Origin of the sequence: Cellulomonas sp. NTE-D12, assembly GCF_027923705.1 — a bacterium.
GTDB lineage: Bacteria > Actinomycetota > Actinomycetes > Actinomycetales > Cellulomonadaceae > Cellulomonas.
Window position 1 is genome coordinate 2,580,117 of record NZ_AP026442.1, and the last position, 25,778, is coordinate 2,605,894.

At 72.2% G+C, this 25,778-nt stretch carries 24 protein-coding genes; 9 read left to right on the forward strand and 15 right to left on the reverse strand.

All coding sequences use genetic code 11. The annotated features are described in order from the left end of the window. Nucleotides 1-118 precede the first annotated feature (118 nt). Entirely contained in the window at nt 119-622 is a 504-nt protein-coding gene (locus QMF98_RS11880; RefSeq protein WP_337973228.1) for a DUF2505 domain-containing protein, read from the forward strand. 28 nt (nt 623-650) lie between these two features. Here the strand turns inward: QMF98_RS11880 and QMF98_RS11885 are convergent, their stop codons facing one another. The 4 genes from QMF98_RS11885 to QMF98_RS11900 all read right to left on the reverse strand — a co-directional run bounded on the left by QMF98_RS11885 (nt 651) and on the right by QMF98_RS11900 (nt 5,033). Continuing rightward, a complete protein-coding gene (locus QMF98_RS11885; RefSeq protein ID WP_337973229.1) occupies nt 651-1,655 on the reverse strand; it encodes a LacI family DNA-binding transcriptional regulator in 1,005 nt (334 codons plus the stop codon). 59 nt (nt 1,656-1,714) lie between these two features. Further along, the gene (locus QMF98_RS11890; RefSeq protein WP_291759363.1) at nt 1,715-2,638 is read right to left on the reverse strand and encodes a carbohydrate ABC transporter permease; all 924 of its coding nucleotides are present in this window, start codon (nt 2,636-2,638) and stop codon (nt 1,715-1,717) included. Next, nucleotides 2,635-3,642, reverse strand: a complete 1,008-nt coding sequence (locus tag QMF98_RS11895; RefSeq protein ID WP_337973230.1) for a carbohydrate ABC transporter permease — start codon at nt 3,640-3,642, stop codon at nt 2,635-2,637. Before QMF98_RS11895 ends, QMF98_RS11890 begins: the two co-directional genes overlap by 4 nt. A gap of 92 nt (nt 3,643-3,734) precedes the next feature. Continuing rightward, nucleotides 3,735-5,033, reverse strand: a complete 1,299-nt coding sequence (locus QMF98_RS11900; RefSeq protein ID WP_337973231.1) for an ABC transporter substrate-binding protein — start codon at nt 5,031-5,033, stop codon at nt 3,735-3,737. Nucleotides 5,034-5,560: 527 nt separating this feature from the next. On the opposite strand from QMF98_RS11900, the gene QMF98_RS11905 reads away from it, so the two are divergent. Both QMF98_RS11905 and QMF98_RS11910 read left to right on the forward strand, forming a co-directional pair. Next, on the forward strand, nt 5,561-6,610 hold the full coding sequence (locus QMF98_RS11905; protein ID WP_337973232.1) for a LacI family DNA-binding transcriptional regulator: 1,050 nt from the start codon (nt 5,561-5,563) through the stop codon (nt 6,608-6,610). Nucleotides 6,611-6,650: 40 nt separating this feature from the next. Further along, complete coding sequence (locus QMF98_RS11910; RefSeq protein WP_337973233.1) at nt 6,651-7,901, forward strand: Glu/Leu/Phe/Val family dehydrogenase; 1,251 nt, start codon at nt 6,651-6,653, stop codon at nt 7,899-7,901. 13 nt (nt 7,902-7,914) lie between these two features. Here the strand turns inward: QMF98_RS11910 and QMF98_RS11915 are convergent, their stop codons facing one another. The 8 genes from QMF98_RS11915 to QMF98_RS11950 all read right to left on the reverse strand — a co-directional run bounded on the left by QMF98_RS11915 (nt 7,915) and on the right by QMF98_RS11950 (nt 16,830). After that, nucleotides 7,915-8,274: an META domain-containing protein gene (locus tag QMF98_RS11915; RefSeq protein ID WP_337973234.1), complete on the reverse strand. Its 360-nt coding sequence runs from the start codon at nt 8,272-8,274 to the stop codon at nt 7,915-7,917. Between the two features lie 53 nt (nt 8,275-8,327). Further along, nucleotides 8,328-9,026 (reverse strand): hydrogen peroxide-dependent heme synthase, encoded by a 699-nt coding sequence (hemQ, locus tag QMF98_RS11920; protein WP_348773367.1) that lies wholly within the window; start codon nt 9,024-9,026, stop codon nt 8,328-8,330. A gap of 52 nt (nt 9,027-9,078) precedes the next feature. Then, nucleotides 9,079-10,269 carry a ferrochelatase gene (locus QMF98_RS11925; protein ID WP_337973235.1) on the reverse strand — a complete coding sequence of 397 codons (1,191 nt, stop codon included), beginning with the start codon at nt 10,267-10,269 and terminating at the stop codon, nt 9,079-9,081. A 59-nt stretch (nt 10,270-10,328) separates the two neighbouring features. After that, on the reverse strand, nt 10,329-11,228 hold the full coding sequence (locus tag QMF98_RS11930) for a carbohydrate ABC transporter permease (RefSeq protein ID WP_337973236.1): 900 nt from the start codon (nt 11,226-11,228) through the stop codon (nt 10,329-10,331). Beyond that, nucleotides 11,225-12,262, reverse strand: coding sequence for a carbohydrate ABC transporter permease (locus QMF98_RS11935; RefSeq protein ID WP_337973237.1), 1,038 nt, complete (start codon nt 12,260-12,262; stop codon nt 11,225-11,227). The genes QMF98_RS11930 and QMF98_RS11935 overlap by 4 nt, the downstream gene beginning before the upstream one ends. Nucleotides 12,263-12,352: 90 nt before the next feature. Continuing rightward, nucleotides 12,353-13,744 carry an ABC transporter substrate-binding protein gene (locus QMF98_RS11940; protein WP_337973238.1) on the reverse strand — a complete coding sequence of 464 codons (1,392 nt, stop codon included), beginning with the start codon at nt 13,742-13,744 and terminating at the stop codon, nt 12,353-12,355. Between the two features lie 149 nt (nt 13,745-13,893). Further along, nucleotides 13,894-15,546, reverse strand: coding sequence for a glycoside hydrolase family 13 protein (locus QMF98_RS11945; protein ID WP_337973239.1), 1,653 nt, complete (start codon nt 15,544-15,546; stop codon nt 13,894-13,896). Nucleotides 15,547-15,777: 231 nt separating this feature from the next. Next, on the reverse strand, nt 15,778-16,830 hold the full coding sequence (locus tag QMF98_RS11950) for a LacI family DNA-binding transcriptional regulator (protein ID WP_337973240.1): 1,053 nt from the start codon (nt 16,828-16,830) through the stop codon (nt 15,778-15,780). Nucleotides 16,831-16,939: 109 nt separating this feature from the next. On the opposite strand from QMF98_RS11950, the gene QMF98_RS11955 reads away from it, so the two are divergent. Continuing rightward, nucleotides 16,940-17,791, forward strand: a complete 852-nt coding sequence (locus tag QMF98_RS11955; RefSeq protein WP_337973241.1) for a serine/threonine-protein kinase — start codon at nt 16,940-16,942, stop codon at nt 17,789-17,791. A 96-nt stretch (nt 17,792-17,887) separates the two neighbouring features. Here the strand turns inward: QMF98_RS11955 and QMF98_RS11960 are convergent, their stop codons facing one another. Next, nucleotides 17,888-18,445, reverse strand: a complete 558-nt coding sequence (locus QMF98_RS11960) for a flavodoxin domain-containing protein (RefSeq protein ID WP_337973242.1) — start codon at nt 18,443-18,445, stop codon at nt 17,888-17,890. Nucleotides 18,446-18,545: 100 nt separating this feature from the next. Then, the gene (locus tag QMF98_RS11965) at nt 18,546-19,022 is read right to left on the reverse strand and encodes a MarR family winged helix-turn-helix transcriptional regulator (RefSeq protein WP_337973243.1); all 477 of its coding nucleotides are present in this window, start codon (nt 19,020-19,022) and stop codon (nt 18,546-18,548) included. A gap of 138 nt (nt 19,023-19,160) precedes the next feature. Here QMF98_RS11965 and QMF98_RS11970 point away from each other — a divergent pair, with 138 nt between their 5' ends. The 3 genes from QMF98_RS11970 to QMF98_RS11980 all read left to right on the forward strand — a co-directional run bounded on the left by QMF98_RS11970 (nt 19,161) and on the right by QMF98_RS11980 (nt 20,883). After that, nucleotides 19,161-19,736, forward strand: coding sequence for an NYN domain-containing protein (locus QMF98_RS11970; protein WP_263729349.1), 576 nt, complete (start codon nt 19,161-19,163; stop codon nt 19,734-19,736). Nucleotides 19,737-19,838: 102 nt separating this feature from the next. Next, nucleotides 19,839-20,390 (forward strand): DUF1697 domain-containing protein, encoded by a 552-nt coding sequence (locus tag QMF98_RS11975; RefSeq protein WP_337973244.1) that lies wholly within the window; start codon nt 19,839-19,841, stop codon nt 20,388-20,390. 43 nt (nt 20,391-20,433) lie between these two features. Further along, complete coding sequence (locus QMF98_RS11980; RefSeq protein ID WP_337973245.1) at nt 20,434-20,883, forward strand: HIT family protein; 450 nt, start codon at nt 20,434-20,436, stop codon at nt 20,881-20,883. A 12-nt stretch (nt 20,884-20,895) separates the two neighbouring features. On the opposite strand, the gene QMF98_RS11985 is transcribed toward QMF98_RS11980, so the two are convergent. Beyond that, the gene (locus QMF98_RS11985) at nt 20,896-21,993 is read right to left on the reverse strand and encodes an NAD-dependent epimerase/dehydratase family protein (protein ID WP_337973246.1); all 1,098 of its coding nucleotides are present in this window, start codon (nt 21,991-21,993) and stop codon (nt 20,896-20,898) included. A gap of 519 nt (nt 21,994-22,512) precedes the next feature. Here QMF98_RS11985 and QMF98_RS11990 point away from each other — a divergent pair. Continuing rightward, nucleotides 22,513-23,559 carry a DUF4349 domain-containing protein gene (locus QMF98_RS11990; RefSeq protein ID WP_337973247.1) on the forward strand — a complete coding sequence of 349 codons (1,047 nt, stop codon included), beginning with the start codon at nt 22,513-22,515 and terminating at the stop codon, nt 23,557-23,559. A 229-nt stretch (nt 23,560-23,788) separates the two neighbouring features. Next, on the forward strand, nt 23,789-25,699 hold the full coding sequence (locus QMF98_RS11995) for a DUF4914 family protein (protein ID WP_263729354.1): 1,911 nt from the start codon (nt 23,789-23,791) through the stop codon (nt 25,697-25,699). Nucleotides 25,700-25,778 lie beyond the last annotated feature (79 nt).

Consider the following 25,778-nt stretch of genomic DNA (forward strand, 5'->3'; position numbering starts at 1 on the left):
GGTAGGCGGCGAACGACCCGCCGCCGTGACCCGCGGCGGGATACCCTCACCCTCACCGACAAGCGCCCAGCGTCCCGCGGGCGCGGGTGGTGACGGACCCCCTCCGAGGAGGCTCACCGTGCAGCTGCGCGTGACCCTGGACCTGCCCACCGACCTCGCCGGCGCGGGTCGGATGCTCGCGGACCCCGGCTACGTGCGCGCCAAGGTCGCCGCGACCGGTGACCCCGACGGTGAGGTGGTGGTGGCCGGCTCACCGGCGGACGGGTTCACCGTCACGACGCGACGCTCGCTGCCGACGGACCAGATCCCGGCACAGCTGCGGTCCTTCGTCGGGGCGCGGATCGACGTGCGACAGGTCGAGGCGTGGGACGAGCCCGACGAGGACGGCCGCCACGGCACCGTGGTGGTCGAGGTGGTCGGGGCCCCGGTGCGGCTGACGGGGCGCACCAGCCTGCGTGCCGTGACGCCGTACAGCTGCACGCTGACCTACGACGGTGAGCTGAGGGCCGCGGTGCCCCTGTTCGGCGCCGCGGTGGAGAAGGCGGCAGCAGGCGCCGTCCGGGACGCGCTCGAGGCCGAGCAGGCCATCGCGGTTCGGTGGCTCGCGGAGAACGCGCGGTAGGGCGGACGAGGCGGGAAGCCCCGCCGGATCAGCTCGAGGCCCGGACCACCAGGGTCGCCGGGAACACCTCGGGCTCCCGGGGCGGTCCGCCCGCGAGGAGGTCCAGCAACCGCTCGCCGGCAGCCCGTGCCATCGCCACCGCGGGCTGCACGACCGTCGTCAACGGCGGGTGCGCGGTGGCCGCGACCCCCAGGTCGTCGTACCCGACGACCGCCACGTCCTCCGGCACGCGCTTCCCCCGCGCGGCCAGCGCAGCCATGGCCCCGACGGCGATGAGGTCGGACGCGGCCACGATGCCGTCGACGTCCGGGTGCTCGTCCAGCAGTCGGTGCGTCGCCGCCTGCCCGCCCGCGAGCGTGAAGTCGGCGTGCACGATGGCGTCCACCGGCCGGCCCTTCTCGGTCAGCGCCTTCCGCCAGCCCGCGAGCCGGTCGACGCCCGCCGACATGTCCGGCGGCCCTGCGATCATCGCGATCCGCCGCCGGCCGGTGTCGATGAGGTGGCGGGTCGCCTGGACCGAACCGTCGACGTTGTCCGTGTCGACGTACTGCTCGAGCCCGGTAGAGGCGCCGACCAGCGGCCGGCCGACGAACACGAGCGGTTGGGGCAGCTGCGCCAGGACGGCGTCGAGGTCTCCCCCACGGTGGTGGGAGACGACGATGGCACCGTCGACGTGACCGCCCTGGAGGAACCGCAACGTCCGCTCGGACTGCCCCGGCCGCGCGATCACCAGCACCACCTGCACGTCGGAGTCGGCGAGCGAGCTCGACAGCCCCTGCAGCACGGCCAGCACGAACGGGTCGGACAGCGCCAGCTCGTCGGGCTCGGGCACCACCAGCGCGATCGAGTCCGTGCGGCGCGTGACCAACGACCGTGCCGCACGGTTCGGCGAGTAGCCGAGGTCCAGCACGGCGGCGTTGACCGCGGCGAGGGCCGCGGGCGAGACGCGATCGCCGCCGTTGATCGCCCGTGACGCCGTGGACCGGGAGACGCCCGCCCGTGCCGCGACCTCCTCGAGGGTGGGAGGGACCACGGCGACCCCACCGTGCTGGTGCGTCTGGCGGGGCCGCCCGTCCCTCAGCCGCACGGTGCTCAGCCCTTCACCGCTCCCTGCATGATGCCCGACACCAGCTGGCGACCGGCCAGGATGAACATCACGAGCAACGGGAGCACGGAGACGAACACACCGGCCATCACCTGCGAGTAGTCGGCGTAGTAGTGGGCCTGGAGCATCTTCAGCGCCACCGGCAGCGTGGTTCTTCCCGGCACCGCACCCAGCACGACCAGGGGCCAGAAGTAGTTCGTCCAGTTGGCGACGAACGCGAACAGGCCGAGCATCGTGGCAGCAGGACGAGCCGCGGGGAGCGCGATCGACCAGAAGGTGCGGAACATCGAGGCGCCGTCGACGCGTGCGGCCTCGATCAGCTCGTACGGCAGCGCGCCCTCGAGGTACTGGGTCATCCAGAACACGCCGAACGCCGTGACGAGCGCCGGGAGGATGACCGCCGGCAGCTTGCCGATGAGGTGCAGCTGCTTCATCACCAGGAACAGCGGCACCACACCGAGCTGGGTGGGGATCGCCGTGGTCGCGATGACGAAGACCAGCAGCGGCCCGCGTCCGCGGAACCGCAGCTTGGCGAACGAGTAGCCCGCGAGGGTGGAGAACAGCACCACGGACACGGCCGTGACGGTCGACACGATGATCGAGTTCACCAGTGCGGACCAGAACCCGATGTCGGAGTTGATGACCGAGAGCATGTTCTCGAAGAGGTGCGATCCCGGGACCAGCGACGGGATCGGGTGACGTGCCACGTCCTCCTTGGTGGAGGACGCGATCAGGAACGCGTAGTACAGCGGGTAGATCGCGATCAGCAGCACGATCGTGAGGATCGTGTAGGTCAGCCAGCGAGGCCGCCGCTCGGCTCCGGATCCTCGGTGGTTCTGGCGACGAGCCGCCGCCCTGGCCGCACCGCGGCCGGCGAACTGCTCGATCGAGGGGATGGACGGCGCGCTCATGACCGGACCTTCCGTGCCCGGCGCACGGCACCGGAGTCGGACGCGATCCGGTTGGTGAACCAGTAGTTCACCAGCGAGATCGCGAGGATGACGAGGAACAGCAGCCACGCGACCGCAGCCGACCGCCCGAGGTTGTTCTGGCTGCCCCAGCCCAGCTGGTACAGGTACATGGTCACCGTGACGAACTGGCCGTCGGCGCCGCCGGCGGTGGTCGCGGAGTTCTGCTGGTCGAACATCGTCGGCTCGTCGAAGATCTGCAGGCCACCGATGGTCGACGTGATGATGACGAAGATCAGCGTCGGCCGGATCATCGGGATCGTCACCGAGAAGAACTGCCGCACCCGGGAGGCGCCGTCGATGATGGCCGCCTCGAAGATGTCGTTGGGGATGGCCTGCATCGCGGCCAGGATGACCAGCGTGTTGTACCCGGTCCACCGGTAGTTGACCATGTTGGCGATCGCCAGGTGGCTCGCCAGCACGTTGGAGTGCCAGCCGACAGGGCTGATGCCGACCTTCGAGAGGATCGCGTTCATCATGCCGGACTGGTCGGAGAAGATCTGGCCGAAGATCATGGCGACGGCGACGGGGGCCACCACGTAGGGAACCAGCACGCCCATCCGCCAGAACGTGCGCGCGCGCAGGTTCGCGTTGAGCACGGCGGCGATGACCAGGGCGATGATGACCTGCGGGATCGTCGACAGCGCAAAGATGCTGAACGTGTTCCGCAGCGCCTTCCAGAAGAAGGGCTGGTGCAGCACGTCGACGTAGTTCTTGAGCCCGACGAACGGACCCTCACCGGTCAGCAGGTTCCACTTGTGGAGCGAGACGACCGCCGTGTAGAGCAGCGGGAAGAGACCGGTGATGGCGAACAGGACGAAGAACGGCGAGATGTACAGGTAGGGCGACACCTTGACGTCCCAGCGGCCGAGCCGCTGACGCATGCCGATCCGGCGGCGAGGCCGTACGTCGCGCGGGCGCGTCGGCAACTCAGTGATGGTGACCATGGGAGCAACTCCTCGTCCGACTTGACTGCGGGTGCGCGGGCGACCAGCGGGGTCGGGACGGCGACGCCCCGACCCCGCTGGTCATACCGTTGTCAGCCCAGCTGCTTGACGGCGTCGAGGAACTTCTGCCACGAGGCCGCGGCGTTGTCCGTCTTGTCGACGTCGACCCGGGTCAGCGCCTTGCCGAACTGGTCGTTGATGTCGAAGTAGTGCGAACCGCGGTACGGCTGCTTCGAGACGGCCGAGAACCGGTTGGAGAAGATCTGGCCGGTCGGGGCGTTGTTGAAGTAGGTGTCCGTCTTCGCGGTGACCGTGGCGTCCTTGACGGCGTCGGTCTGGCTCGGGAAGTTGCCGAACTTGACGAACACCTTCGCGGCCTGGGCCGGGGCGGTCAGCCAGTCGGCGAGCGCCTTGGCCTCGGTGACGTTCTTGCCCTTGGCCGGGACCAGCAGGAACGAGCCGCCCCAGTTGGAGGAACCGCCGGGCAGGACGTCGGCGATGTCCCAGTTCTTCTGGTCGGGAGCGTCACCGGCGATGATCTGCGTCATCCACGCGGGGCACATGACCGTGGCGAACTTGTCGGAGGCGAAGGCCTTCGTCCAGTCGTCGGTCCACTGGGCGAGGTGCGCGGACTGGTCGGTGTGCGAGGTCAGCATGGTGAAGACCTTGCTGGCGTTCGAGTCCGACTTGGCGACGGTGATGGAGTCGTCCGACTTGGACTCGAACGGCTCGGCCTGCTGGTTGTTCGCCACCTGGGCGAGGGCCCCGAGGGAGTCGAACCAGGCAGCCCCGGTGTTGGCGGCCATGAACTTCTGGCCGGTGGCGAAGTACTGGTCCCACGTCGCGCTGGAGCCGCCGAGCAGCGTCGCGACCTGGGCGCGGTCGGTCGGCAGGCCGGCCTTCTGGAACAGGTCCTTGCGGTAGCAGACGCCCTGCGGGCCGGAGTCGGTGCCGAGGCCGATCAGCTTGCCGGACGCGTCGGTGGCCTGGGCCATCTTCCAGTCGGGCCAGCGCTTGGCGTTGTCCGTCGTCTTGACGTCGGCGAAGAAGTCGGAGGACTTCAGCAGCTCGGGCATCCAGTCGACGTCCGCGGCGACGATGTCGTCGGTGACGGTGCTGGTCGCGATGGAGTTCTTGACCGAGGCGCGCGCGTCGTCGGACTTGGCCGCCTTGTCGCTGACGATCGTGACGTTCGGGTGGTCCTTCATGTACTCGGTGAAGAGGTCGGCGTAGCCGAACTCGTTGAAGGTCTGCACCTTCAGGGTGACCTTGCCGCCGGACGACGCCGTGCTCGCGCTGTTGCTGCTGCTGCCCGTCGAGCATCCGGTCACCGCCAGGGCGATGCCGGTCAGGCCTGCGGCCGCGGCCCACACCGTGCGTGACTTGTGCACTGCTGACTCCCTCGTCGTCTTGACGGCAGCTCTGCCGTCAACCGGTCGTCGTCCGCACCACCCGGCGCGGACGAGGGCTGATGCCCCGTGGACTCGCTCCCACCACCTTGCGGGAGCGTTCCCACGCGCTGCCGGAACCCTCTTGCGTCCCCCGGGGGCTGTCAAGCAGCGATCAGGTGACGTTGCAGTGTGGGAACGCATCCATGCAGGTCAGCGGCTTGCACGGCCGACTGGCGTTACCGAATCGTTAGCCCTCCGCAGCCGCGCGGAGACCCGGCACGCGGGCCCGGGACCCCAATTTCGTAGGAGCGCTTCCAAGGTGACCGAGGAGAGCGCTCCCAAACCGGAGCCGCGCCGTCGGTCCGTCTCGGCACGCGCCGCGCCCGGTGCCCACGGCGCGCAGAACGAGACGCGGGCGGCCCGGATGTGGATCGACGGGCGCGCCGCGCTAGGTTCCAGACCAGGAGGGTGACCTGACCGGGACGGATCTCGTCCCCGGCTCATCCCCAGGCAGTGGAGGAGGCAGCATGGCCGATCGCCTCGTGCGCGGCGTGGATGCCGCACGCCCGGCCGTCCCCACGCTCGAGCAGGTCGCCGCGAAAGCAGGCGTGTCCAGGTCCACGGCGTCGCGGGCGATCAACGGAGGGCTGCGGGTCTCCCCCGAGGCCCTGCTGGCGGTCGAGGCCGCCGTGGCGGACCTGGGCTACTCCCCCAACCGGGCCGCGCGGTCGCTGGTCACACGACGGACGGACTCGATCGCCCTCGTCGTGCCGGAGCCGGACGAGCGGGTGCTGTCCGACCCGTTCTTCGCGGGCACCCTGAACGGTCTGGCGAGCGCGCTGGCGGACACCGAGATCCAGGTGGTGCTCGTCATCGCTCGTCCCGGGCAGAACGAGCGGACGGTCCGCTACCTGCGCAACGGCCACGTGGACGGCGCCATCGTGGTGTCGCACCACCGCGACGACACCCTGGACAGGGCCCTCGTCGAGCTGCGGCTGCCGAGCGTGTTCGTCGGGCGACCGCTGTCCGCGACGCCCGAGGTGGACTCCCGGCTGCAGTACGTCGACACCGACAACGTGCAGGGCGGCCGGATGGCCACGCAGCACCTCCTGGACCGGGGCTGCCGGCGGATCGGCACGATCGCCGGACCCGAGGACATGTCCGCCGGCATCGACCGCCTCATCGGCTGGCGGCAGGCGATGACCGCCGCAGGCCAGCGCGACGACGCCGTGGTGCACGGCGACTTCACCATCGTCTCCGGCGCCGAGGCGGCCCGGCGGCTGCTCACCGAGCACCCGGACGTCGACGGCATCTTCATCGCGTCGGACCTGATGGCCGCCGGTGCGCTGCCCGTGCTGGCGGAGCTCGGCCGGGAGGTGCCCAAGGACGTCGCCGTGGTGGGCTACGACAATCTCGGGGTCGCTGCCTCGACCCAGCCGCCGCTGACGTCGGTGATCCAGCCGGTCGTCGCGATGGCGCGGGCGGCCGGCCTGCGCCTCCTGGACCAGCTGCAGGGCGCGACGCCCACGCCGCCGCTGATCTTCGCCCCCGAGCTGGTGGTGCGCGCCTCGGCGTAGGCAACCGGCCCGGTCAGCAGGTGGGTGGCATCGTGGCCCCATGAACCCCTCTCCCTCTCCGCTCGCGACGGCGCGAGCGCAGCTGGCGACAGCCGTGCAGATCCTCGGGTACGACGACGGCATGCACGCCGTCCTGCGCCAACCCCGGCGCGAGCTGCACGTGGCCGTGCCGCTGCGCCGTGACGACGGCCACGTCGAGCTGCTGCACGGCTACCGCGTGCAGCACAACATCTCCCGCGGCCCCGGCAAGGGCGGCCTGAGGTACGCGCCCGGTGTCGACATCGACGAGGTGCGGGCGCTCGCGATGTGGATGACCTGGAAGTGCGCCGTCGTCGAGCTCCCGTACGGCGGTGCGAAGGGCGGTGTCACCATCGACCCGCGGGCCTACTCCTCCTCCGAGCTGGAGCGGGTCACCCGCCGGTACACCAGCGAGATCATGCCGATGATCGGCCCGGAGCGGGACGTGATGGCCCCGGACATCGGGACCGACGAGCAGATCATGGCCTGGGTGATGGACACCTACTCGGTCAACCGCGGGTTCACCATCCCGGCCGTCACCACCGGCAAGCCGCTGGCCGTCGGCGGGTCGCTCGGCCGGGCGACGGCCACCTCACGCGGGGTGCTGCACGCCGCGACCGCGACCCTGCGCGACGCCGGTGTGCGTCTGGACGAGGTCAGCGCGGCGATCCAGGGATTCGGCAAGGTGGGCGGTCCGCTGGCCCGCTTCCTGCACGAGAAGGGCTGCCGCGTCGTCGCGGTGGGCGACGAGCGAGGTGCGATCGTCCGGTCCGACGGGCTGGACGTCGCAGCGCTGTCGGCACACGTGGCGCGCACCGGGTCCGTGGTCGGGTTCCCCGACGCCGATCCGCTCGACCCTGCCGAGCTGCTGGCGCTCGACGTCGACGTGCTGTTCCCGGCCGCCGTCGAGGGTGTGCTGGACGAGGAGAGCGCCGCGCGGGTGAAGGCACGGTGGGTCGTCGAGGCCGCGAACGGGCCGACGACGACGGAGGGCGACCGCGTGCTGGCCGACCGAGGTGTCGTCGTGGTGCCGGACATCCTCGCCAACGCAGGCGGCGTGGTCGTCTCCTACTTCGAGTGGGTGCAGGCCAACCAGGCGTACTGGTGGACCGAGCGGGAGATCGAGGAGCGCCTGGAGCACCGCATGCTCGAGGCCTACGCCGCCGTGTCGCAGGTGTCCCGTGCCGAGGGCATCTCGCTGCGGGACGCCGCCCTGGTGATCGGTGTGCGCCGGGTGGCCGAGGCGCACCTGATCCGCGGCCTGTACCCCTGACCGGGGACGCAGGTCAGACGAGGACGACGGACGGGTCGGCGCGCGCCAGCAGCGCGGTCGACCCGTCGTCGGCCGCGAGCCGCAGACGGTCCTCGTCGACCGTCACCTGCAACGGCTCGCGGAGCAGGGCGACGAGGGCCTGCTCGGTCGCCATCGGCTCGGGGTCGCCGGCGAGCAGCGTGGAGACGAGCGGGCCCAGCTGCAGCCGGCCGTCCTCGAGCGTCCACGTGCCGCGGACGCTGTTCACGCCCGCCATCCCGTACACCTGACCGTCACCGTCGAAGGTCAGGTGCACGGGGCCTCGCGGTCCGGCGGCGGGCGACGAGTCGTCCAGCTCCACCAGCGTCCACGTGCCACGCAGGTCGATGGTCATGCGCCGATCATGGACCGCCGCGGGCGCATGCGCAGCGGCGCCGCGACCGCCGCTCAGCGGAGCGGCCGCTTGTCCGCCCAGTCGGCGAGCGCGGTGCGGGGTCCGGTGAAGAAGGGGATCTCCTCGCGCACGTGCAGCCGGGCGTCCACCCCGCGCAACGTGCGCATCAGGTCGACGATCCGGTGCAGCTCCGGCGCCTCGAACGCGAGCAGGAACTCGTAGTCCGACAGCGCGAACGTCGCGACCGTGTTGGCGCGCACGTCAGGGAAGGGGGCGGCGGCGCGGCCGTGCTGCGCGAGCATCCGGCTGCGCTCCTCCTCCGGCAGCACGTACCAGTCGTACGAGCGGACGAAGGGGTAGACGGACACGTAGGCCCCGGGCTCCTCACCGGCCAGGAACGCCGGCACGTGGGAGCGGTTGAACTCCGCCGGTCGGTGCAGGCCCACGACGGACCACACCGGGGTGAGCACGGAACCGAGCTCGCTGGCCCGCAGCCGCTGGTACGCGCCCTGCACCTGCTCCACCGTCTCCGCGTGCCACCACACCATCAGGTCGGCATCGGCCCGCAGGCCCGAGACGTCGTACCACCCGCGGACGACGAGCCCGGGATCGGAACCGACGGCCCGCTCCGCCTCCGCGACGAGGGCGGCACGCTCCTCGTCGTCCGCAGGCAGCGCGTCCTCGAGCGCGAAGACGGCCCACATCGTGTAGCGCAGGCTGGAGTTGACGGTCTCGGCGTCGACGGTGGTCACAGGGTCTCCTCGGTCAGCTGGGTCAGGGGCTTGGTCGCGCGCGGCCGGACGGTCAGGACAGCGGGTCCGCCGAGCACGCGGCCGGCACGCCCGACGGCGATCCGGCGCGCTGCAGGCAGCAGCCGGGGCGGCAGATCTCGGACCAGGCTGGCAGGTCGCCGACAACGGGTCCCGGCTCGGGCAGCCGACCGGCCGATCGGTCCCGCTCGTGCGCCGCGCGTTCGAGCAGCAGGTCGACGAGCCCCGACACGAACTGTGCCCGCACGCCGACCGTGTCGGCGCGGACGGCCGTCATGCCCAGCTCCGCCGCCGTGGCGAGCGCCTCGGTGTCCAGGTCGTACACGACCTCCATGTGGTCGGACACGAAGCCGATGGGCGCCAGGACCACCGCACGGGTCCCCGCCGCGTCCAGCGCGCGCAGGTGGTCGTTCACGTCGGGCTCCAGCCAAGGCTGGTTCGGCGGGCCGGAGCGCGAGCAGAACGCCAGGTCCCAGTCGAGCGTGCGGCCGAGGCGCTCGGCGGCGGTCGCCGCGACAACGGTGGCGACGTCGCGGTGCTGGTCCGTGTAGGTCGCCCCGGACACCGCGGACGCCTCGTCCATCGTCGTCGGGATCGAGTGGGTGACGAAGACGAGGCGGGCTCCGTCGCCGTCCTGCGGCAGCTGCGCGAAGGCGTCGACCACCGCGTCGGCGGCCGCCCCGGCGAAGCCGGGATGGTTGAAGTACGCCCGGATCTTGTCGACCTGCAACGGGTGGTCGGCGCCAGGGCCGGCCACCTGGGCGGCGAGCCCGTCGAGGGCCTTCCAGAGGTCCTCGCGGTACTGCCGGCAGCCGGAGTACGACGAGTACGCGCTGGTCACCACCGCCAGCACCCGGCGGGCGCCGGCCGCGTACGCCTCCGTCAGCGCATCCAGGGTGAAGGGTGCCCAGTTCCGGTTCCCCCACACCAGCGGTGTGCCCACGCCGCGCGCGTCGAGCTCCGCTCGAAGGGCCGCCAGCAGGGCCTTGTTCTGGCCGTTGATCGGGCTGGCGCCGCCGAAGTGGTGGTAGTGCTCGGCCACCTGCTCCAGCCGGGCGTCCGGGATGTTCTTCCCCGCGGTGACGTTCCGCAGGAACGGCATGACGTCGTCGGGACCGTCGGGCCCGCCGAAGGAGAGCAGCAGCACGGCGTCGTAGGGTGCGAGCGGCTGCGCGGGCGGGGCGTCGGCCCCGGACGGACGGGTCAGGTCGGGCGAGGTGGGCACACCCCGATCATCGCATCGTCACCGTTGCGCTCCGCCCCGGGGTCCGCCGGCGCCGACGCTCAGCCCTTGACCGCCCCGCCCAGGCCGGCCCCGCGCAGGAACATCCGCTGGAACAGCAGGAACAGCACGACGGGCAGCAGCGTCGAGATCGCCAGGGCGGCCATCAGCACGCCGAGGTCGGTGGTGGCCTGCAGCGACGGCAGCCGCACCGACAGCGGCTGCAGGTCGGGGTTGCGCAGCACCAGCAGCGGCCAGAGGAAGTCCTTCCACGACGCGATGACGGCGAACACCGAGACGACGCCGAGGATCGGCTTGCTCATCGGCAGCACCACGGACCAGAACAGGCGGTAGGGACCCGCTCCGTCGACCCGCGCGGCCTCGAACACCTCCCGGGGCAGGTTGTCGAAGAACCGCGTGATCAGCACGACGTTGAACGCGCTCGCGCCGGCCGGCAGCCACACGGCCCAGAACGAGTTGACCAGCGAGTGCCCGATCACCGGTGGATGCAGGATCACCAGGTACAACGGCACCAGCAGCACGACGGCCGGCACGAAGAGCGTGGCCAGCACGGCACCGTTGAGCACGCGGGCCCACGCCGGCCGCAGCACGGACAGCACGTAGCCCGCCGTCGTCGCCACGACGATCTGCGACGCCCACGACCCCGCCGCCAGCACGACCGTGTTGAGGAAGTACCGACTGACGTGGACGTCGTTCCAGGCGGCGGTGACGTTGCTCCACGCGACGCCGTGCGGGAACAGCGCGAGCGGGTGGGACAGGATGTCCTGGGTCGGCGTCACGGCGAACTTCACCAGCAGCACGAGCGGCCCGAGGCACCACACGAGGAGCAGGCCGAGCAGCACCACGTGCATCCCCTGCCACGGCAGCCGGACCCGTGGGCGGCGCCACTCGACGTCGGAGACGGCGGTGCGGGCGGTCGGCTCGGCGGTGCGGGCGCTCATGTGGTGCTCCAGCGGCGGGTCAGACGGAAGTAGACGACGGACAGCACGGCGAGCACCGCCGCGAGCATCAGCGACAGCGCCGTCGCCTCGCCGTACCGGCCGCCCAGGCTGTTGCCGAAGGCGTAGCGGTAGATCAGCAGCAGGATCGTGACGGTCGCGTTGTTGGGGCCGCCGCCGGTGAACAGGTAGGGCTCGAGGAACACCTGCGCGGTGCCGATCACCTGCAGGATCAACGTGATGAACAGGACGCCGCGCAGCTGCGGCAGCGTGACGTGCCACACCTTGCCCCAGACGGAGGCGCCGTCCACCTCGGCGGCGTCGTACAGCTCCGCCGGCACCGACGTCAGCGCTGCGAGGTAGATGATCACCGTCCCGCCGGCCGCGGCCCACGTCGCCTCGAGCACCAGCGACGGCATCGCCAGCGAGATCGACTGCAGCCAGGGCACCGGGGCGATGCCGACCCAGCCCAGGACGGTGTTGAACACCCCGGTGGGACGCGGGTCGTAGAAGAACTTCCACAGGAGCACGGCGACCACCGGCGGGACGACCACCGGCAGGTACGCGAGCGCGGAGTACAGCCCCTTGGCGCGACGGACCTCGCTCATCAGCACGGCACCGACCAGCGGTACGGGATAGCCGAACACCAGGGCGAGGAGGGCGAACCACAGGGTGTTGCGGACGGCCATCGGGAGCACCGGGTCGGCCAGCACGCGGTGGAAGTTCGCCAGGCCGACCCAGTGCGTCGTGACCAGGTTGGTCCGTTGCAGGCTCATCACGACGGCCTTGACGATCGGCATCCAGGAGAAGACACCGAACACCACGATCGCCGGCAGGCCGAACACCAGGGCGGACAGCCCGCCGCCACGGACCCACGTCGCGGGTCCACGGCGTGGCCGGCGTCCCCGGTCGGCGGCCGGACGCGGGGTGGGAGCGCGGTGAGCGTCCGTCCGGGCGCCCGTCGTGCGGTCGGCCCGTCGGCTGCCGCGGGGACCCGCAGACCGGGAACGGACCTCGACGACGTCGTCGGTGGTCATGGTGGCGTCCTTCTCGTCTGCGCCGGCCCGTCGGGCGGCGCTGCGGCGGCGCCCGGCCGGTCGAGGTGGACCGGCCGGGCGCCCGGGCGGTCAGCTGCGGTCGAGCAGGGCCTGGCCCTGCGTGTTCGCGTTGGCGAGCAGCTTGTCGACGTCCGCGTTCTTGTCGGTCAGCACGGCCTGGACCACGGGGAACAGCAGGGCGTACGTGTCCTGCGTGGCATGGCTCGGCTCGCCGACCAGCTTCTGGGTGAACATGACGTCCGTGTAGCCCTTCATGTTCTCCAGCGGGACGTTGACGTAGTCCTTGATCCAGCCGAGGGACTTCGTGTACTGGTCCTTGCTGAAGATGGGCAGCACCGGCGTCCCGACGGCCTGGCCGGAGGCCGACTGGGCCTTGGCGTCCGCGACGGCCTGGTCCTGGTCGAGCAGCTTGGACAGGTACCAGAAGTCGATCCACTTGACGGCAGCGTCCTTCTCCGCCGCCGTGGCCTGCACCTTCACCGCCGCGAGCGTGCCGCCACCCAGTGCGCCACCGCCGTTCTCCGTCGGGATGGCCGTCAGGCCGTAGCCCCAGTCCTTGGTCAGCCCCTGGTTCTGCACCAGCGCGGTGTAGATGTCCGAGCCGGACGTGTACATGGCGAGCTGGCCACCGGCGAAGGCCTGGTTGATCTCAGCCCAGCCGAGGGTCACGTCGGGGAAGACCGAGTTGTCCTCCCAGCGCAGCGCCTTGAGCCACTCGAGGTGTGCCTTGACCGCCGGGTCGTTCAGCGTGGCGGTGTACGTGCCCTTGCCGTCGGTGGTCTGCACCGTCCCGCCGCGCGAGTTCGCCGCCGCCACCAGCTGCCACCCGCCTGCGTTGTCGAGCGCCATCATCCCGTAGCCGGCAACCCCGGTCTTGTCGTGGATGATCTTGGCGTCCTTGCGGACCTCGTCCCACGTGGTCGGCGGCTTGTCCGGGTCCAGGCCGGCCTTGGTGAACAGGGTGCGGTTGTAGTGCAGCGCCACGCTGTAGAACGACTTGGCGGGCACCGCGTAGAACTTGCCGTCGTCGCCCTTGGCGTTCGAGACCACGGCCTGGTTGAAGTCGTTCGCGTACGGCAGCTGCTTGACCTGCGCGTCGATGTCGGCGAGCTGGCCGTTCTGGATCAGGGTCTTGCCGTCCGTCACGGGGATCTCGAAGACGGTGGGCAGCGTCCCGCCTGCCAGCTGGGCGGCGAACGTCGTCGCGAGCCACTGGTACTCCTGCGGCTGCACGGTGATGTTCGGGTACTTCGCCTCGAACTCCTTGACGCGGGTGTTCAGCGCGTCGACGGCGTCCTGCTTGGCGCCGGGGAGCAGACCGGCGACCGTGATGGTGACCTTCTGGGGCGCGGCGCTGGTCGACGACGCCGACGTGGCGCCCCCGGCCGAGCTGCACGCGGCCAGCAGGCCGAGGCTGACCACGCCGGCGATACCGAGCGCGGCGGTGCGTGAGGACCTCATCGTCACTCCTTCTGGGACGTCCCGGGTTGGCCGGAACACGGGTGCTGCATCGGTGTGGTTCATCTGGGTGGTGCGCCCGGCGTGCTGCACCGGGCCTGGTGCATCGGTGGCGCGTGGACCAGAGCGGGCGGCCGTGGTCCCGCGGGCGGTCAGACGACGACCGGAGGTGCGGTGCGCAGCCACGCGGCGGTGTCGCGCGGCAGCCGGCCCGACTCGAGCGGTTCGCTCGAGAGCAGGACGTCGGTGTGCGGCGGCAGCTCCACCGCTGCTGCGCCGAGGTTGACGACGCACGTCACGTCGCCCCGGGCGAACGCCAGCACGTCGGGCGACGACGACAGCCAGGACAGCGACCCGTCGCCGAGGCTCGGCTCGCCGTGCCGGACGCGGATCGCCTCGCGGTAGAGGTGCAGCATCGACCGCGGGTCGGCCTCCTCCGCCTCGACCGTGAGCGCGCCCCAGTCCGCCGGCTGCGGGAGCCACGGCTCGTGGGTGGCATCGGGCGGGCTGAACCCGTAGGGCGCCGCGGTCCCGGACCACGGCAGGGGCACACGGCAGCCGTCGCGCCCGGGGTCGGCTCCCCCGGACCGGAAGTGCATCGGGTCCTGGAGCACCTCCGGCGGAAGGTCCTCGACCTCCGGCAGGCCCAGCTCCTCGCCCTGGTACACGTACCAGGGGCCCGGGAGGGCGGCGGCCAGGAGGGCGGCGGCGCGCGCCCGACGACGCCCCAGGTCGAGGTCGGTCGGGGTACCGAAGCGTTTCGCGGCGAACGAGAAGCCGGTGTCGGCCCGTCCGTATCGCGTGACCGGCCGTGTCACGTCGTGGTTGGACAGCACCCACGTCGGTGGCGCACCGACCGAGGCGTGCGCGGCGAGCGTCGAGTCGATCGACTCCCGCAGCGCGGCGGCCTGCCAGGGCCGGGCCATGAAGTCGAAGTTGAAGGCGGTGTGCATCTCGTCGGGCCGCAGGAAGCGGGCGAACCGCTCGGGGTCCGCGAGCCACACCTCGCCGACCAGAACCCGCGTGTCGGGGTACGAGTCGGCGACCGCGCGCCAGCCCCGGTAGATGTCGTGCAGCTCGTCGCGGTCGACGTGCGGGTGAGCACCTGGTCCCGGGTTCAGCGGGACCTCCGGGAGTGCCGGGTCCTTGACGAGCAGGGCCGCGGAGTCGATCCGGATGCCGGCGGCGCCCCGGTCGAACCAGAACCGGAGGATGCCGAGGTGCTCGGCCACCACGTCCGGGTTGGACCAGTTCAGGTCCGGCTGCTGCGGGGTGAACAGGTGCAGGTACCACTCCCCCGGCGTCCCGTCCGGCTCGGTGGTCCGTGTCCAGGTGCTGCCGGCGAAGTCCGAGCGCCAGTGCGTCGGCATGGTGTCCCCGTTCGGACCCTTGCCGGGGTGGAACCAGAACCGCGCGCGCTCGGGAGAGCCCGGAGCCGCGGCCAGTGCGGCCCGGAACCACGCGTGCTGGTCGGACACGTGGTTGGGGACGACGTCGACGATGGTCCGGATACCCAGCGCCCGTGCGTCGGCGATCACCTGCTCCGCCTGCTCGAGCGTGCCGAAGGCGGGGTCGATCCGGCGGTAGTCGGCCACGTCGTAGCCGCCGTCGGCCATCGGCGACGCGTACCAGGGCGTGACCCACAGCGCGTCCACCCCGAGACCGGCCAGGTACGGCAGCCGCGCCCGCAGACCGGTGAGGTCGCCCGTGCCGTCGCCGTCACCGTCCGCGAAGCTGCGCGGGTAGACCTGGTAGATCACCGCGTCCCGCCACCACAGGGCGTCGGGACGGTGCTGCTGCGGCACAGGGTCCTCGTCTCGTCGGACCCGTTCGGACACCGGGCGCTCTGCCCTCCGGACGGGACGTCATCGTCTCGCCACAGACCATAAAGCCGACGACTGAATCAACGCAAGAACTTGACACGCACTCAATCGAAACGTGACAGCCCCGAGGACGGGCGCGCTTGACCGCGCGCCGACACCGCTGGCATGCCGCCGGGCGGTCAGCGGGGACGTCGGGGCAGTCGGTACGGACGGTCAGCGCGCGACGGCGGCCGACCGCTCGTCGACGTCGGCGGCCGGCGCGGTCGGGGCCGGGCCCGTGGAGCCCCGCACCACCAGCTCCGGCTCGAACAGCAGCTCGTCGTTCGCCACCGCTGCACCGCGGATCTGGGCGACGAGCAGGTCGATCGCCGCCCGGCCCATCGCGTCGATCGGCTGCCGCACCGTGGTCAGCGGGGGCTCGGTGCAGTTCATGAACGCCGAGTCGTCGTACCCCACCACCGACACGTCGTCGGGCACCCGCCGCCCGGACCGCCGGACCGCGCGGATCGCGCCGAGCGCGAGCGGGTCGGACGCGCAGACGATCCCCGTGACGCCGTGCCGCAGCAGCCGCGTCGCGGACGCCTGACCGCTCTCGAGGGAGTAGGTGGACCGCGCCACCAGGCGGTCGTCCAGGTCGAGGCCCAGGCGCGCGGCAACGTCCCGAGCCGCCTGCAGCTTGCGCTCCGACGGCACGTGGTCCTCCGGCCCGAGCAGCAGACCGATCCTCGTGTGGCCCAGCGAGACCAGGTGACCGAGCGCCTGCTCGACCGCGACCACGTCGTCGCAGGAGACCCTCGGGAACGCGAGCTCCTCGATCGACGCGTTGATCAGGACGACCGGCAGCTTTCGGTCGGACAGCAGGCGGTAGTGCTCGTGGCCCGCGTCGCGCTGGGCGTAGTGGCCGCCCGCGAAGACGATGCCAGACACCTGCTGACCGAGCAGCAGGTCGACGTAGTCCTCCTCCGAGACTCCGCCCGCCGTCTGCGTGCACAGCACCGGAGTGAAGCCCTGCTGGGCGAGGGCGCCTCCGACGACCTCGGCGAACGCCGGGAAGATGGGGTTCTGCAGCTCGGGAAGCACCAGGCCGACGAGCCGCGCCCGCTCTCCGCGCAGCTTGGTGGGCCGCTCGTAGCCGAGCACGTCCAGCGCCGTGAGGACGGCCTCACGCGTCTGCTCCGACACGCCGGGCTTGCCGTTCAGCACCCGGCTGACCGTCGCCTCGGACACACCGACCTTGCGGGCCACCTCTGCCAGACGTCGTGACATGCCCAGATCCTACGCGGATCTGACGCAAGCGGCTTGCAAGATCGCGCAAGTGGCCGCAAGTCGCCCCTCGGCGTGCGGTCAGACCCGCACGCTCCTACCGTCGTGTTCCGTGACCCCTGCCCCAGGCACCCGTCTGGCGCACCGATACCTCCTGGGCCACGCGCTGGGGCACGGGGGCCAGGCGCACGTGGTCCAGGCGACCGACCTTCGGTTGCGCCGACCTGTCGCCGTCAAGCTGTTCCCACTCGACTCCGCGTCGCCGGACCAGATCCGCCGGTACGCGCAGGAGGCGCGCGTGCTCGCGGGACTGAGCCATCCCGCGCTCGTCGCGCTCCTCGACGTCGGCTCCGACGTCCTCGAGGACGGCAGCTCGGTCGCGTTCCTGGTGATGGAGCTGGTGCCCGGGCCCACGCTCCGCGACGTGCTGCGGGACGGTCCGCTCGGCCCGGCGGTCACGGCGGACGTCGGGCGCCAGCTGGCGCTGGCGCTCGCCCACGCGCACGGTGCCGGGGTGCTGCACCGGGACGTCAAGCCGGCGAACGTGCTGGTCGCAGACCCGCGCCCCGGTGGTGCGACCCACGGGCCCGAGCTGCCCGTCGTGCTGGCGGACTTCGGCATCGCGGTGCCGTCGGAGCGGTCGCACAGCGAGGACTCGGCGGCCACCGCGGGCTACCAGAGCCCCGAGCAGGCGCTCGGTCGACCACTGACGGCAGCGACGGACGTCTACTCGCTCGGCCTGGTGCTGATGGAGTGCCTCACCGGCGAGCGGGCGTATCCCGGCGACCCGATCGCGAGCGGCCTCGCGCGGCTCCTGCACGCGCCCGACGTGCCCACCCGCTTCGGCCGAGACTGGGAGCGGCTGCTCCGCGGCATGACGGAGCTGGAACCGGCGAACCGCCCGCCGATCACGGCCGTCGCCGCGGAGCTCCGGGCCCTGCGGTTCGCGCCGGCGGCCGGCTGAGCGAGCCGGGTACCGCGACATCGACCTCCGGCCGCCGCCGCGAGGCGCCGTACGGCCGTGGGTGCCCGCCGCGACGGGCGAACGGGCCGACCGGGCTCAGACCGCGGCGTGCCGCGGCTCGTGGAGCAACGACGCACCCTCCGCCGAGGCGGGCAGCGACTCGGGGCGCGCGATCAGGTCGTCGGCCACCTCCGCCGCCCACGCGCGGACCGCACCCATGTCGCGATGGTCACCCTCGCGCGCACGAGCGCCTGCGATGGCGGCGCGCTCCGTGAACGTGAGCAACGAGCGGTCCAACCGACCCCGGAAGCTCCTGTGACCCCGGGCCTGCAGCTGGTCGCGCAGCGCGAGGAGCTCGTGGGGCGAGTTCGCCGACGCCGCCGGCTGCACCGCGAGACCCGAGGAGAACAGCCACACGGGACGCTTCCGCAGCTCCTGGGTCTGACGGTCGGCCAGGTCGCGTGCGGACGGCATCCAGTGCGCCAGGTACACCGCGGAGCCCAGGACGACCGCGTCGATCCCGTCCAGCGTCGCGACGTCCTCCGGCGCGCGGGTCTCCACGTCGAGACCGCGGTCGGTGAGGACCTCGGCGATCACCTCGCCGATCTCCCACGTCGCGCCATGGCGGGACGCGACCGTAACCAGGACTCTCATCAACCCTCCCCGGGATGCGCTGCGCTTCGTGGCGAGGTGATCCATCGTCTCCTGCGGTTCCCCGCCGTGCGATGGGCCGGAGGTCCCGCGATCGGTGGCCTCACGGCCGCTCGGGCGGGGTCGTGGCGGCACCGTGCCGGAGCCGGTCCAGCAGCGTCCGGAGGGCTGCCAGCTCTTCGGCGTCGAGGGTGCCGCCCAGGAGCCGTTCGATCGAGCGCACGTGCCGGCGGCCCACCGCACGCTGCACCTTCAGGCCCTCGTCCGTGAGGTGCACGCCCACCCCACGTCCGTCGCCGGGCACAGGGCGACGCTCGACGAGGCCGGCCGCCACCAGCCTGTCGACCAGGCGGGACAGGCTCGGCTGGCTGAGCAGCGACGCGTCCTGGAGGTCGCGCTGCCGCAAGGTGAGGCCCGGCGCCCCCGAGAGGGCGAAGAGGACGTCGTACTCGCGCAGCGAGACCTCGTCCCAGATGTCGTCGTCCTGGAGCCGACGGAGCACGGTCACCTGGGTGCGGAACAGCGACTCCCACGCGTCGGCGACCTCGCGGGTCGTCGGCCGCCGCCCTGCGCCCTCCATGGTCGCCGCCTCTCCCGTCCGGTCCTCGCCACCGTCCCGACCCTCGCCGAGAACACCGTCGTGGGCCTCCCGGCGCCACCGGCGGGACTGCGGACCGGCGCGCGGCGTCCCATTGTGCCCGCTGGCTACAGTGACCGGATGAGCACGATCCCGGCCGCCGGTCCGACGACGTACCTGCTGGTCGACGGCGAGAACATCGACGCGACGCTCGGATCCTCGATCCTCGGCGGACGGCCCAGCCCGGACCAGCGACCGCGGTGGGAACGGGTCCTGGCGTTCGCCGAGCAGCGCTGGGGTCAGCACGTGCGGGGCCTGTTCTTCCTCAACGCCTCCAGCGGCTCGCTGCCGATGTCGTTCGTGCAGGCGCTGCTGGCGATCGGCTTCCAGCCGATCCCGCTGGCGGGCGACGCCACCGAGAAGGTGGTCGACATCGGCATCAAGCGGATGCTCGACGCGATCGCCGAGCACGGTGGCGACGTCATGCTCGCCAGCCACGACGGCGACTTCGCGCCCGAGGTCCAGCGGCTCGTGGAGGGTGACCGCCGGGTCGGCCTGCTCGCCTTCCGCGAGTTCACCAGCACCGCGCTGGCCTCGCTGACCGCCAAGGGTCTGCAGACGTTCGACCTCGAGCTCGACGTCGCCGCCTTCAACGTGCAGCTGCCGCGCCTGCGCATCATCCCGCTCGACGAGTTCGATCCCACGCGCTACCTCTGACCGGTCGGTCGGGGCGCCGTACCGCACCCTCGCCCGGAGCGGACGCAGAGCGAGCGCGTGGCGCACTGGCTGCGGTGACGCGAGCGCGGCACAGTGTGGACCGTGCCCGAGGTGACGGTCGCGCTGCTGCGCGCGGTGAACGTCGGCGGCCGGACGGTCCGCAGCGCCGACCTGCGCGCCGCCGCCGCGGAGCTCGGTCATCAGCGCGTGGCGACGTACGCAGCCAGCGGCAACGCGGTGCTGGTCCCGTCACCCGACTCGAGTCCCGAGACGATCGGTCCGCGCCTGTCGCGGGCCCTGGGCCGGCTGTGCGGCTTCGCGGTGCCCGTGCTGACCAGGAGCGGGACGCAGTGGGACCGGCTGGTCGCGGACGTGCCGTTCACCGACCACGCCGCCGACGACCCGTCCCGGCTGACGGTCGTCTGCTGGGAGGGCACGCCCGACGAGGAGAGCGTCGGGACGTTCGACGCCGCCCGGTACGGCGAGGAGCAGGTCGCCTGGCACGGCGAGGAGACGTACGTCTACTACCCGCACGGCATCGGACGGTCCCGGCTGACGCTGGACGTGCTCTCGCGTGCCGCCGGCCGGGTGGGCACCGCGCGCAACTGGCGCACCGTGCTGGCGCTGCAGTCGCTGGTCGACGAGCGCCGCTGACCTCCGCCCGGGTGGCTCCGGGGACGGCGCTAGCGTGAGCCTCATGGCGACGCTCTTCACCCGGATCATCGACGGCGAGCTCCCCGGGCGGTTCGTCTGGGCGGACGACCAGGCCGTCGCCTTCGCGACGATCGCGCCGATCACCGACGGCCACGTCCTCGTCGTGCCACGTGCGGAGTACCCCGAGCTGACGGCCGCTCCGGACGATGTGCTGGCGCACCTCATCGCCGTGGCGAAGACCATCGGGCTCGCGCAGCAGGCGGTGTGGGGTGCTCCGCGCGCCGCCGTCCTCGTCGCCGGGTTCGAGGTGCCACACCTGCACCTGCACGTGCTGCCGGCGTGGGACGAGCGCAGCCTCACGTTCGCCAACGCCCGGACGGACGTGCTCCCGCAGCAGCTCGACGCCTCGGCGGAGGCGCTCCGGACGGGGCTGCGTGCTGCGGGGCACGCCGACCACGTTCCGGCCGCGCTGGGTTCGCCGGCGCTGGGCTAGCCCCAGGGCCGGTCAGGGGCGTCGCTGGCGCCCGATGCCGGTCTTCGGAACCGGTCGTCCCCTCGCCGGGTGCCGCGGCACGTACCGGGGACGCAGCGGCGGGCTCGCGGTGCCGGCGCCGTCGGAGATGCCCCGCACCGCCTCCGCCAGGGTCGTCGCGGCGTCGCGTCCCGCCTGCCATCCGAGCTCGCGCCGAGCGCGCCCGGTGTCCAGGACCGGCGCCGCGAACGCCATGTCCAGCCAGCCCGGGCCGACCGGAACCAGGCGCAGGTGCCAACCGGCCGCGACCGCTGCCCGTGCGGCGGCCCGGGAGACCTCGACCACGCGCTCGGCGCCGACCAGCGGCGCGACGTCCTCCGCGTGCAGCACCCCGGGCGCCGCCACGTTGAACGGTCCGCTCACCCTGCGGACCACGGCCTCGCGGTAGGCCGCGGCGACGTCGTCGGCGTGCACCACCTGCAGCCGCAGGCCGGCGGGCCACGGGAGCACCGGCACGTGGCCGAGCGCACGTTCGGGGAGGAACGGCCCGAAGAAGTACCGGCCGATCTCGCGGCCGGACGCCCGCTGGAAGATCAGCGCGGGCCGCAGCCGGGCGATCGCGAGGCTGGGCAGCCGCTGCACGGCCTCGTCCAGCATCCGCTCCACCGCCGCCTTGTCCACGCTGTACGACGACGACCGCACGCCGTCGGTCGGCCACTCCTCGGTGCGCGGCCGGTCACCCTCGGCGGGCGAGTAGGCGCCGACGGAGGACGCCACCACCAGCTGCGGGACCCCGGCCCGCCGCACGGCCTCCAGCACCCGACGCGTCCCGACGACGTTGGTGGCGCGCAGCCGCGCGCGGTCGTGGCTCGGCTGGATCGCCCAGGCCAGGTGGACGACAGCATCCGCCCCGGTGACGACCTCGGTGAGCCGGTGCACGACCGGCTCGTCCGGACCGGAGGCCCCCAGGTCGACCCCCTGCCACGAGGCGATGTCGTACGGCGCGGGCGGCACCCGGTCGGGGACGCGCCGCGCGACGCCCACGACCGAGGTGACGGTGGCATCCGTCGCGAGGCGGCGCAGCAGCGCCGTGCCGACGTTGCCGCTGGCCCCGACGATGACGACCCTCATGAGCGCTGCCGATCGCCGACCGTGTCCACGCCGCTCCTCCCGGGCCCGGTCCGTCGCGGGCGCCTGCGGACCACGGTGACACCGCCCACTGCGTGTCGCATCCGGGCTGGCCACCACCGAGTGTGCCGACGCGCACGGCACCGATGCGGCCGACCCCGGACGCTGTGACGCCCCGTCTCCACCTGTGGAGACGGGGCGTCCACGGGAGGCGTCTCGCCGGCACGAGACGTGGCGCGCTCCTGCACCCTGACGGGCGGTCCGGCTCTCGCCGCGACCCTCGACCCTCGAGCAGGGCCGGCACCCGCTCCCGGCCCGCCTCCTTTCTAGCACCACCTCTGAGGTCGCGCATAGGGAACGTCCGCCTCGGACCAAGAGACCTTCACGCTCGCAGCGAACAGCACCGTCCGCGCCACGAGGGGCGAGCCGGCCAGCGACCTGCATCGACAGAACGGTGACGGTCGGGTCACGATCAGGTCAACTGCGTCACACCGAAGGCCCCGCGGTCGTTAGCGTCTCGGCATGCGTTCGTCGACGCCGCTGACCTGGACCTCCGTCTTCAGCCGCACGCGGTGGCGCCCCCGGCGTCGCGCGGGCGGCCTCGTGGTGGCGGCGCTGGTCGTGGGGCTCGTCGGGCTGGCCGGCGGGTGCTCGGCCGACCAGCGCTCCTCCTCGAGCTCCCAGCCGAACAGCGCTGCGCAGGGCGACGTCAACAAGGCGCAGGCCGGTGGCGGTGCCGCCGCGCCAGCAGCCGGCTCCAACGCGGCCGCCGGCGTCAACCGCCAGGTGGTGCAGACGGGCGAGCTGCACCTGACCGTGCCGGACCCGGTCGGCACCGTGACTCGGGTGCTCGCGGTCGTCGACCAGGCCGGCGGTCGGGTCGACGCGCACGAGGAGACGGGACGAGGGCCGGGGACCGCCGGCAGCGCCACGCTCACCGTGCGCGTCCCCGCGGCGCAGCTCGAGAAGACCGTCCAGACGCTGCGCAGCCTCGGGGACGTCACCTCCTTCACGCTGCAGGCGACCGACGTCACGGGGACGGCGGAGGACCTGGACGCGCGGATCGATGCGGCGCGGTTGTCCGTCGCACGCATGCAGGACCTGATGTCGAAGGCCACGACCACGGCCGACCTGATCTCCACCGAGCAGGCGCTGTCGGAGCGCCAGGCAGCCCTCGAGCAGCTCCAGGGCCAGCGCGCGGTGCTGGCCGACCAGGTGGCGCTGTCGACGCTGCGGGTGGTGCTGACCTCCCCCGGGGAGGCTCCCGCGCCGAGGATCCAGCTGCACAGCTTCGCCGACGGCTGGTCCGCAGGCCTGAAGGCGCTCGGGGCCGTCGCCCGCGGCGCCCTCGTCGCCCTCGGAGTGGTGGGTCCGTGGCTCCTCGTGGCCGCGCTGGTGGCCGCTGCCGCGATCGCCGTCCGACGCGCGCTGCACCGGCGCCGCGGGGGAACCACGACACCGCCTCGTCCGGAGGAGCCCGGCGTCCCCTGGAGCCCCGGGGGTCCGACGAGTCCCGGCGGACCAGCTGTCCCGGCAGCGCCCATGCCGCAGGCTCCGCCGGTCCGATAGAACCAAGCTGGACGATGCCGTCTCAGATGCAGAGACGATCCTCGACCTCACGCCGGGCTGCGCCGCCGTCCGCAGCCTAAGGTCCCACTGGCTGCTGGCCATCCCGTCGTAACGTCCAGGCAAAGCAAGTGCTGGGCCGGGGCTTCCTCCCGGACCGCCTCGCAGCCCCGGCGCCGTGGCGGCAGCCGCCGCCGACCCGCCGGTGCCCCTTTCCGAAGAAGGAGCTGCCGTGAGCGTCACCACGTCCGCATCCCTGGCCGACGTCGCCCTGCCCGAGGGCGTCCGTGCCGCCCTCGAGGCGAGCCCGCGCCTGATCGTGCCGGAGAGCCGTGCCGAGCTCTACGAGCTGGCACTCGGCCCCGCAGGAGGCCCCAGCTTCACGGTGGAGTACGAGGTGGACGGGGCGCCCTACCCGGAGGCCACCGTCACCCGCTGCCGCAACGGAATCGCGGTCAACTACCTCGAGGACTACATGCGTCGGCGCGACCCCGACTGCATGCGCATCGCGGACGACCTGCCCACGGACAAGCCCCGCTACCGCGACGTGTTCGGCGAGGCGTTCGCGCCGGTGAAGGCCGACACCCTCGAGTGGCTCGGCACGCAGGAGCTCGTCGTCGTCCCGTTCAAGGCCGGCGGCCCGGTGTACGGGTACCCGTCCGTGGCGATCGTCCCCGCCAACGCGGCCTTCTTCGCGCTGGTGCTGGTCGACCTGCAGGGCTGGGTGACCTTCGACGAGATCGGGCCGTTCACGCCGCGGTCGATCCTGTACGTCGCACCGCCGTTCCGGCACACGCAGTTCGGCGGGCGCCAGGTGGTGGTGCACGACCGCACCGACACGCTGCACGAGGTGTTCGCGTACAACCTGTACCCGGGACCGAGCGCCAAGAAGGGCGTGTTCTCGGTGCTGCTGGACATCGGCCAGCACGAGGAGTGGATCACCGCCCACGCCTCGTCGGTGAAGGTCACGACGCCGTACGAGAACGAGACCGTGATCATGCACGAGGGCGCCTCCGGCGGCGGCAAGTCGGAGATGTGCCAGGAGATCCGGCGCGAGGACGACGGCCGCATCCTGGTCGGCACCAACGTCGTCCGCAACGAGCCGTACCACATCACCCTCGGCGAGACGAGCGCCCTCGCTCCGGTGACGGACGACATGACGCTGTGCCACCCGTCGATCCAGAAGGGCGACCACCGGCTGGTCGTGGCCGACGCGGAGGCGGGCTGGTTCGTCCGCGTCGACAACATGACCAGCTACGGCGAGGACCCGGCGTTCGAGCGAGCGGTGATCGAGCCCCAGGAGCCCCTGGTGTTCCTGTCGATCGACGGTGTGGCCGACGCGACCGCGCTGCCGTGGGAGCACACGCTCGACTCGAACGGCAAGCGCTGCCCCAACCCGCGCGTGGTGATCCCCCGCCAGTTCGTCAAGAACGTGGTCAGCGAGCCCAAGAGCGTGGACGTGCGGACGTTCGGCGTCCGGATGCCGCTGTGCACGCGCGAGGCGCCCACCTACGGGGTGATGGGGATGATGCACATCGTCCCGCCGTCGCTCGCCTGGGTGTGGCGGCTGATCGCGCCGCGCGGGGACAAGAACCCGTCCATCGGTGAGAGCGCCAAGGAGAAGTCGGCGATCTCGCACGGCGGGATGGTGGCCGAGGGCGTCGGGTCGTACTGGCCGTTCTCGACGGGGACCAAGGTGGGCTCGGCGAACCTGCTGCTCAAGCAGATCGTCGAGATGGACCACACGCGGTACGTCCTCACCCCGAACCAGCACATCGGTGCCTACAAGGTCGGCTTCGCGGCCGAGTGGCTCACCCGTGAGTACCTCGCCCGCCGCGGCGGCGGCCGCATCGGCAAGGACCAGCTCGAGCCGGCGCGCTGCGCCCTGTTCGGCTACCGGCCGCGCGAGATCAAGATCGACGGTCAGCAGATCCGGCCGACGCTGCTCACGCCGGAGTCCCAGTCGCAGGTGGGTGTCGAGGCGTACGACGCCGGGGCAGCCATCCTCACCGGCTTCTTCAAGTCGGAGCTGGAGCAGTTCGCCACGGACGAGCTGGACCCGCTCGGCCGCCGGATCATCGATCTGGTGCTCAACGACGCCTCCGTCGCGGAGTACGAGGCCCTGACGCCGCTGTACATCTGAGCTGCCGCACGCACGACGCGCGGTGGGACCGCGGACGGCCGCGCCCCCACAGGGGTGCGGCCGTCCGTCGCGCGCACGT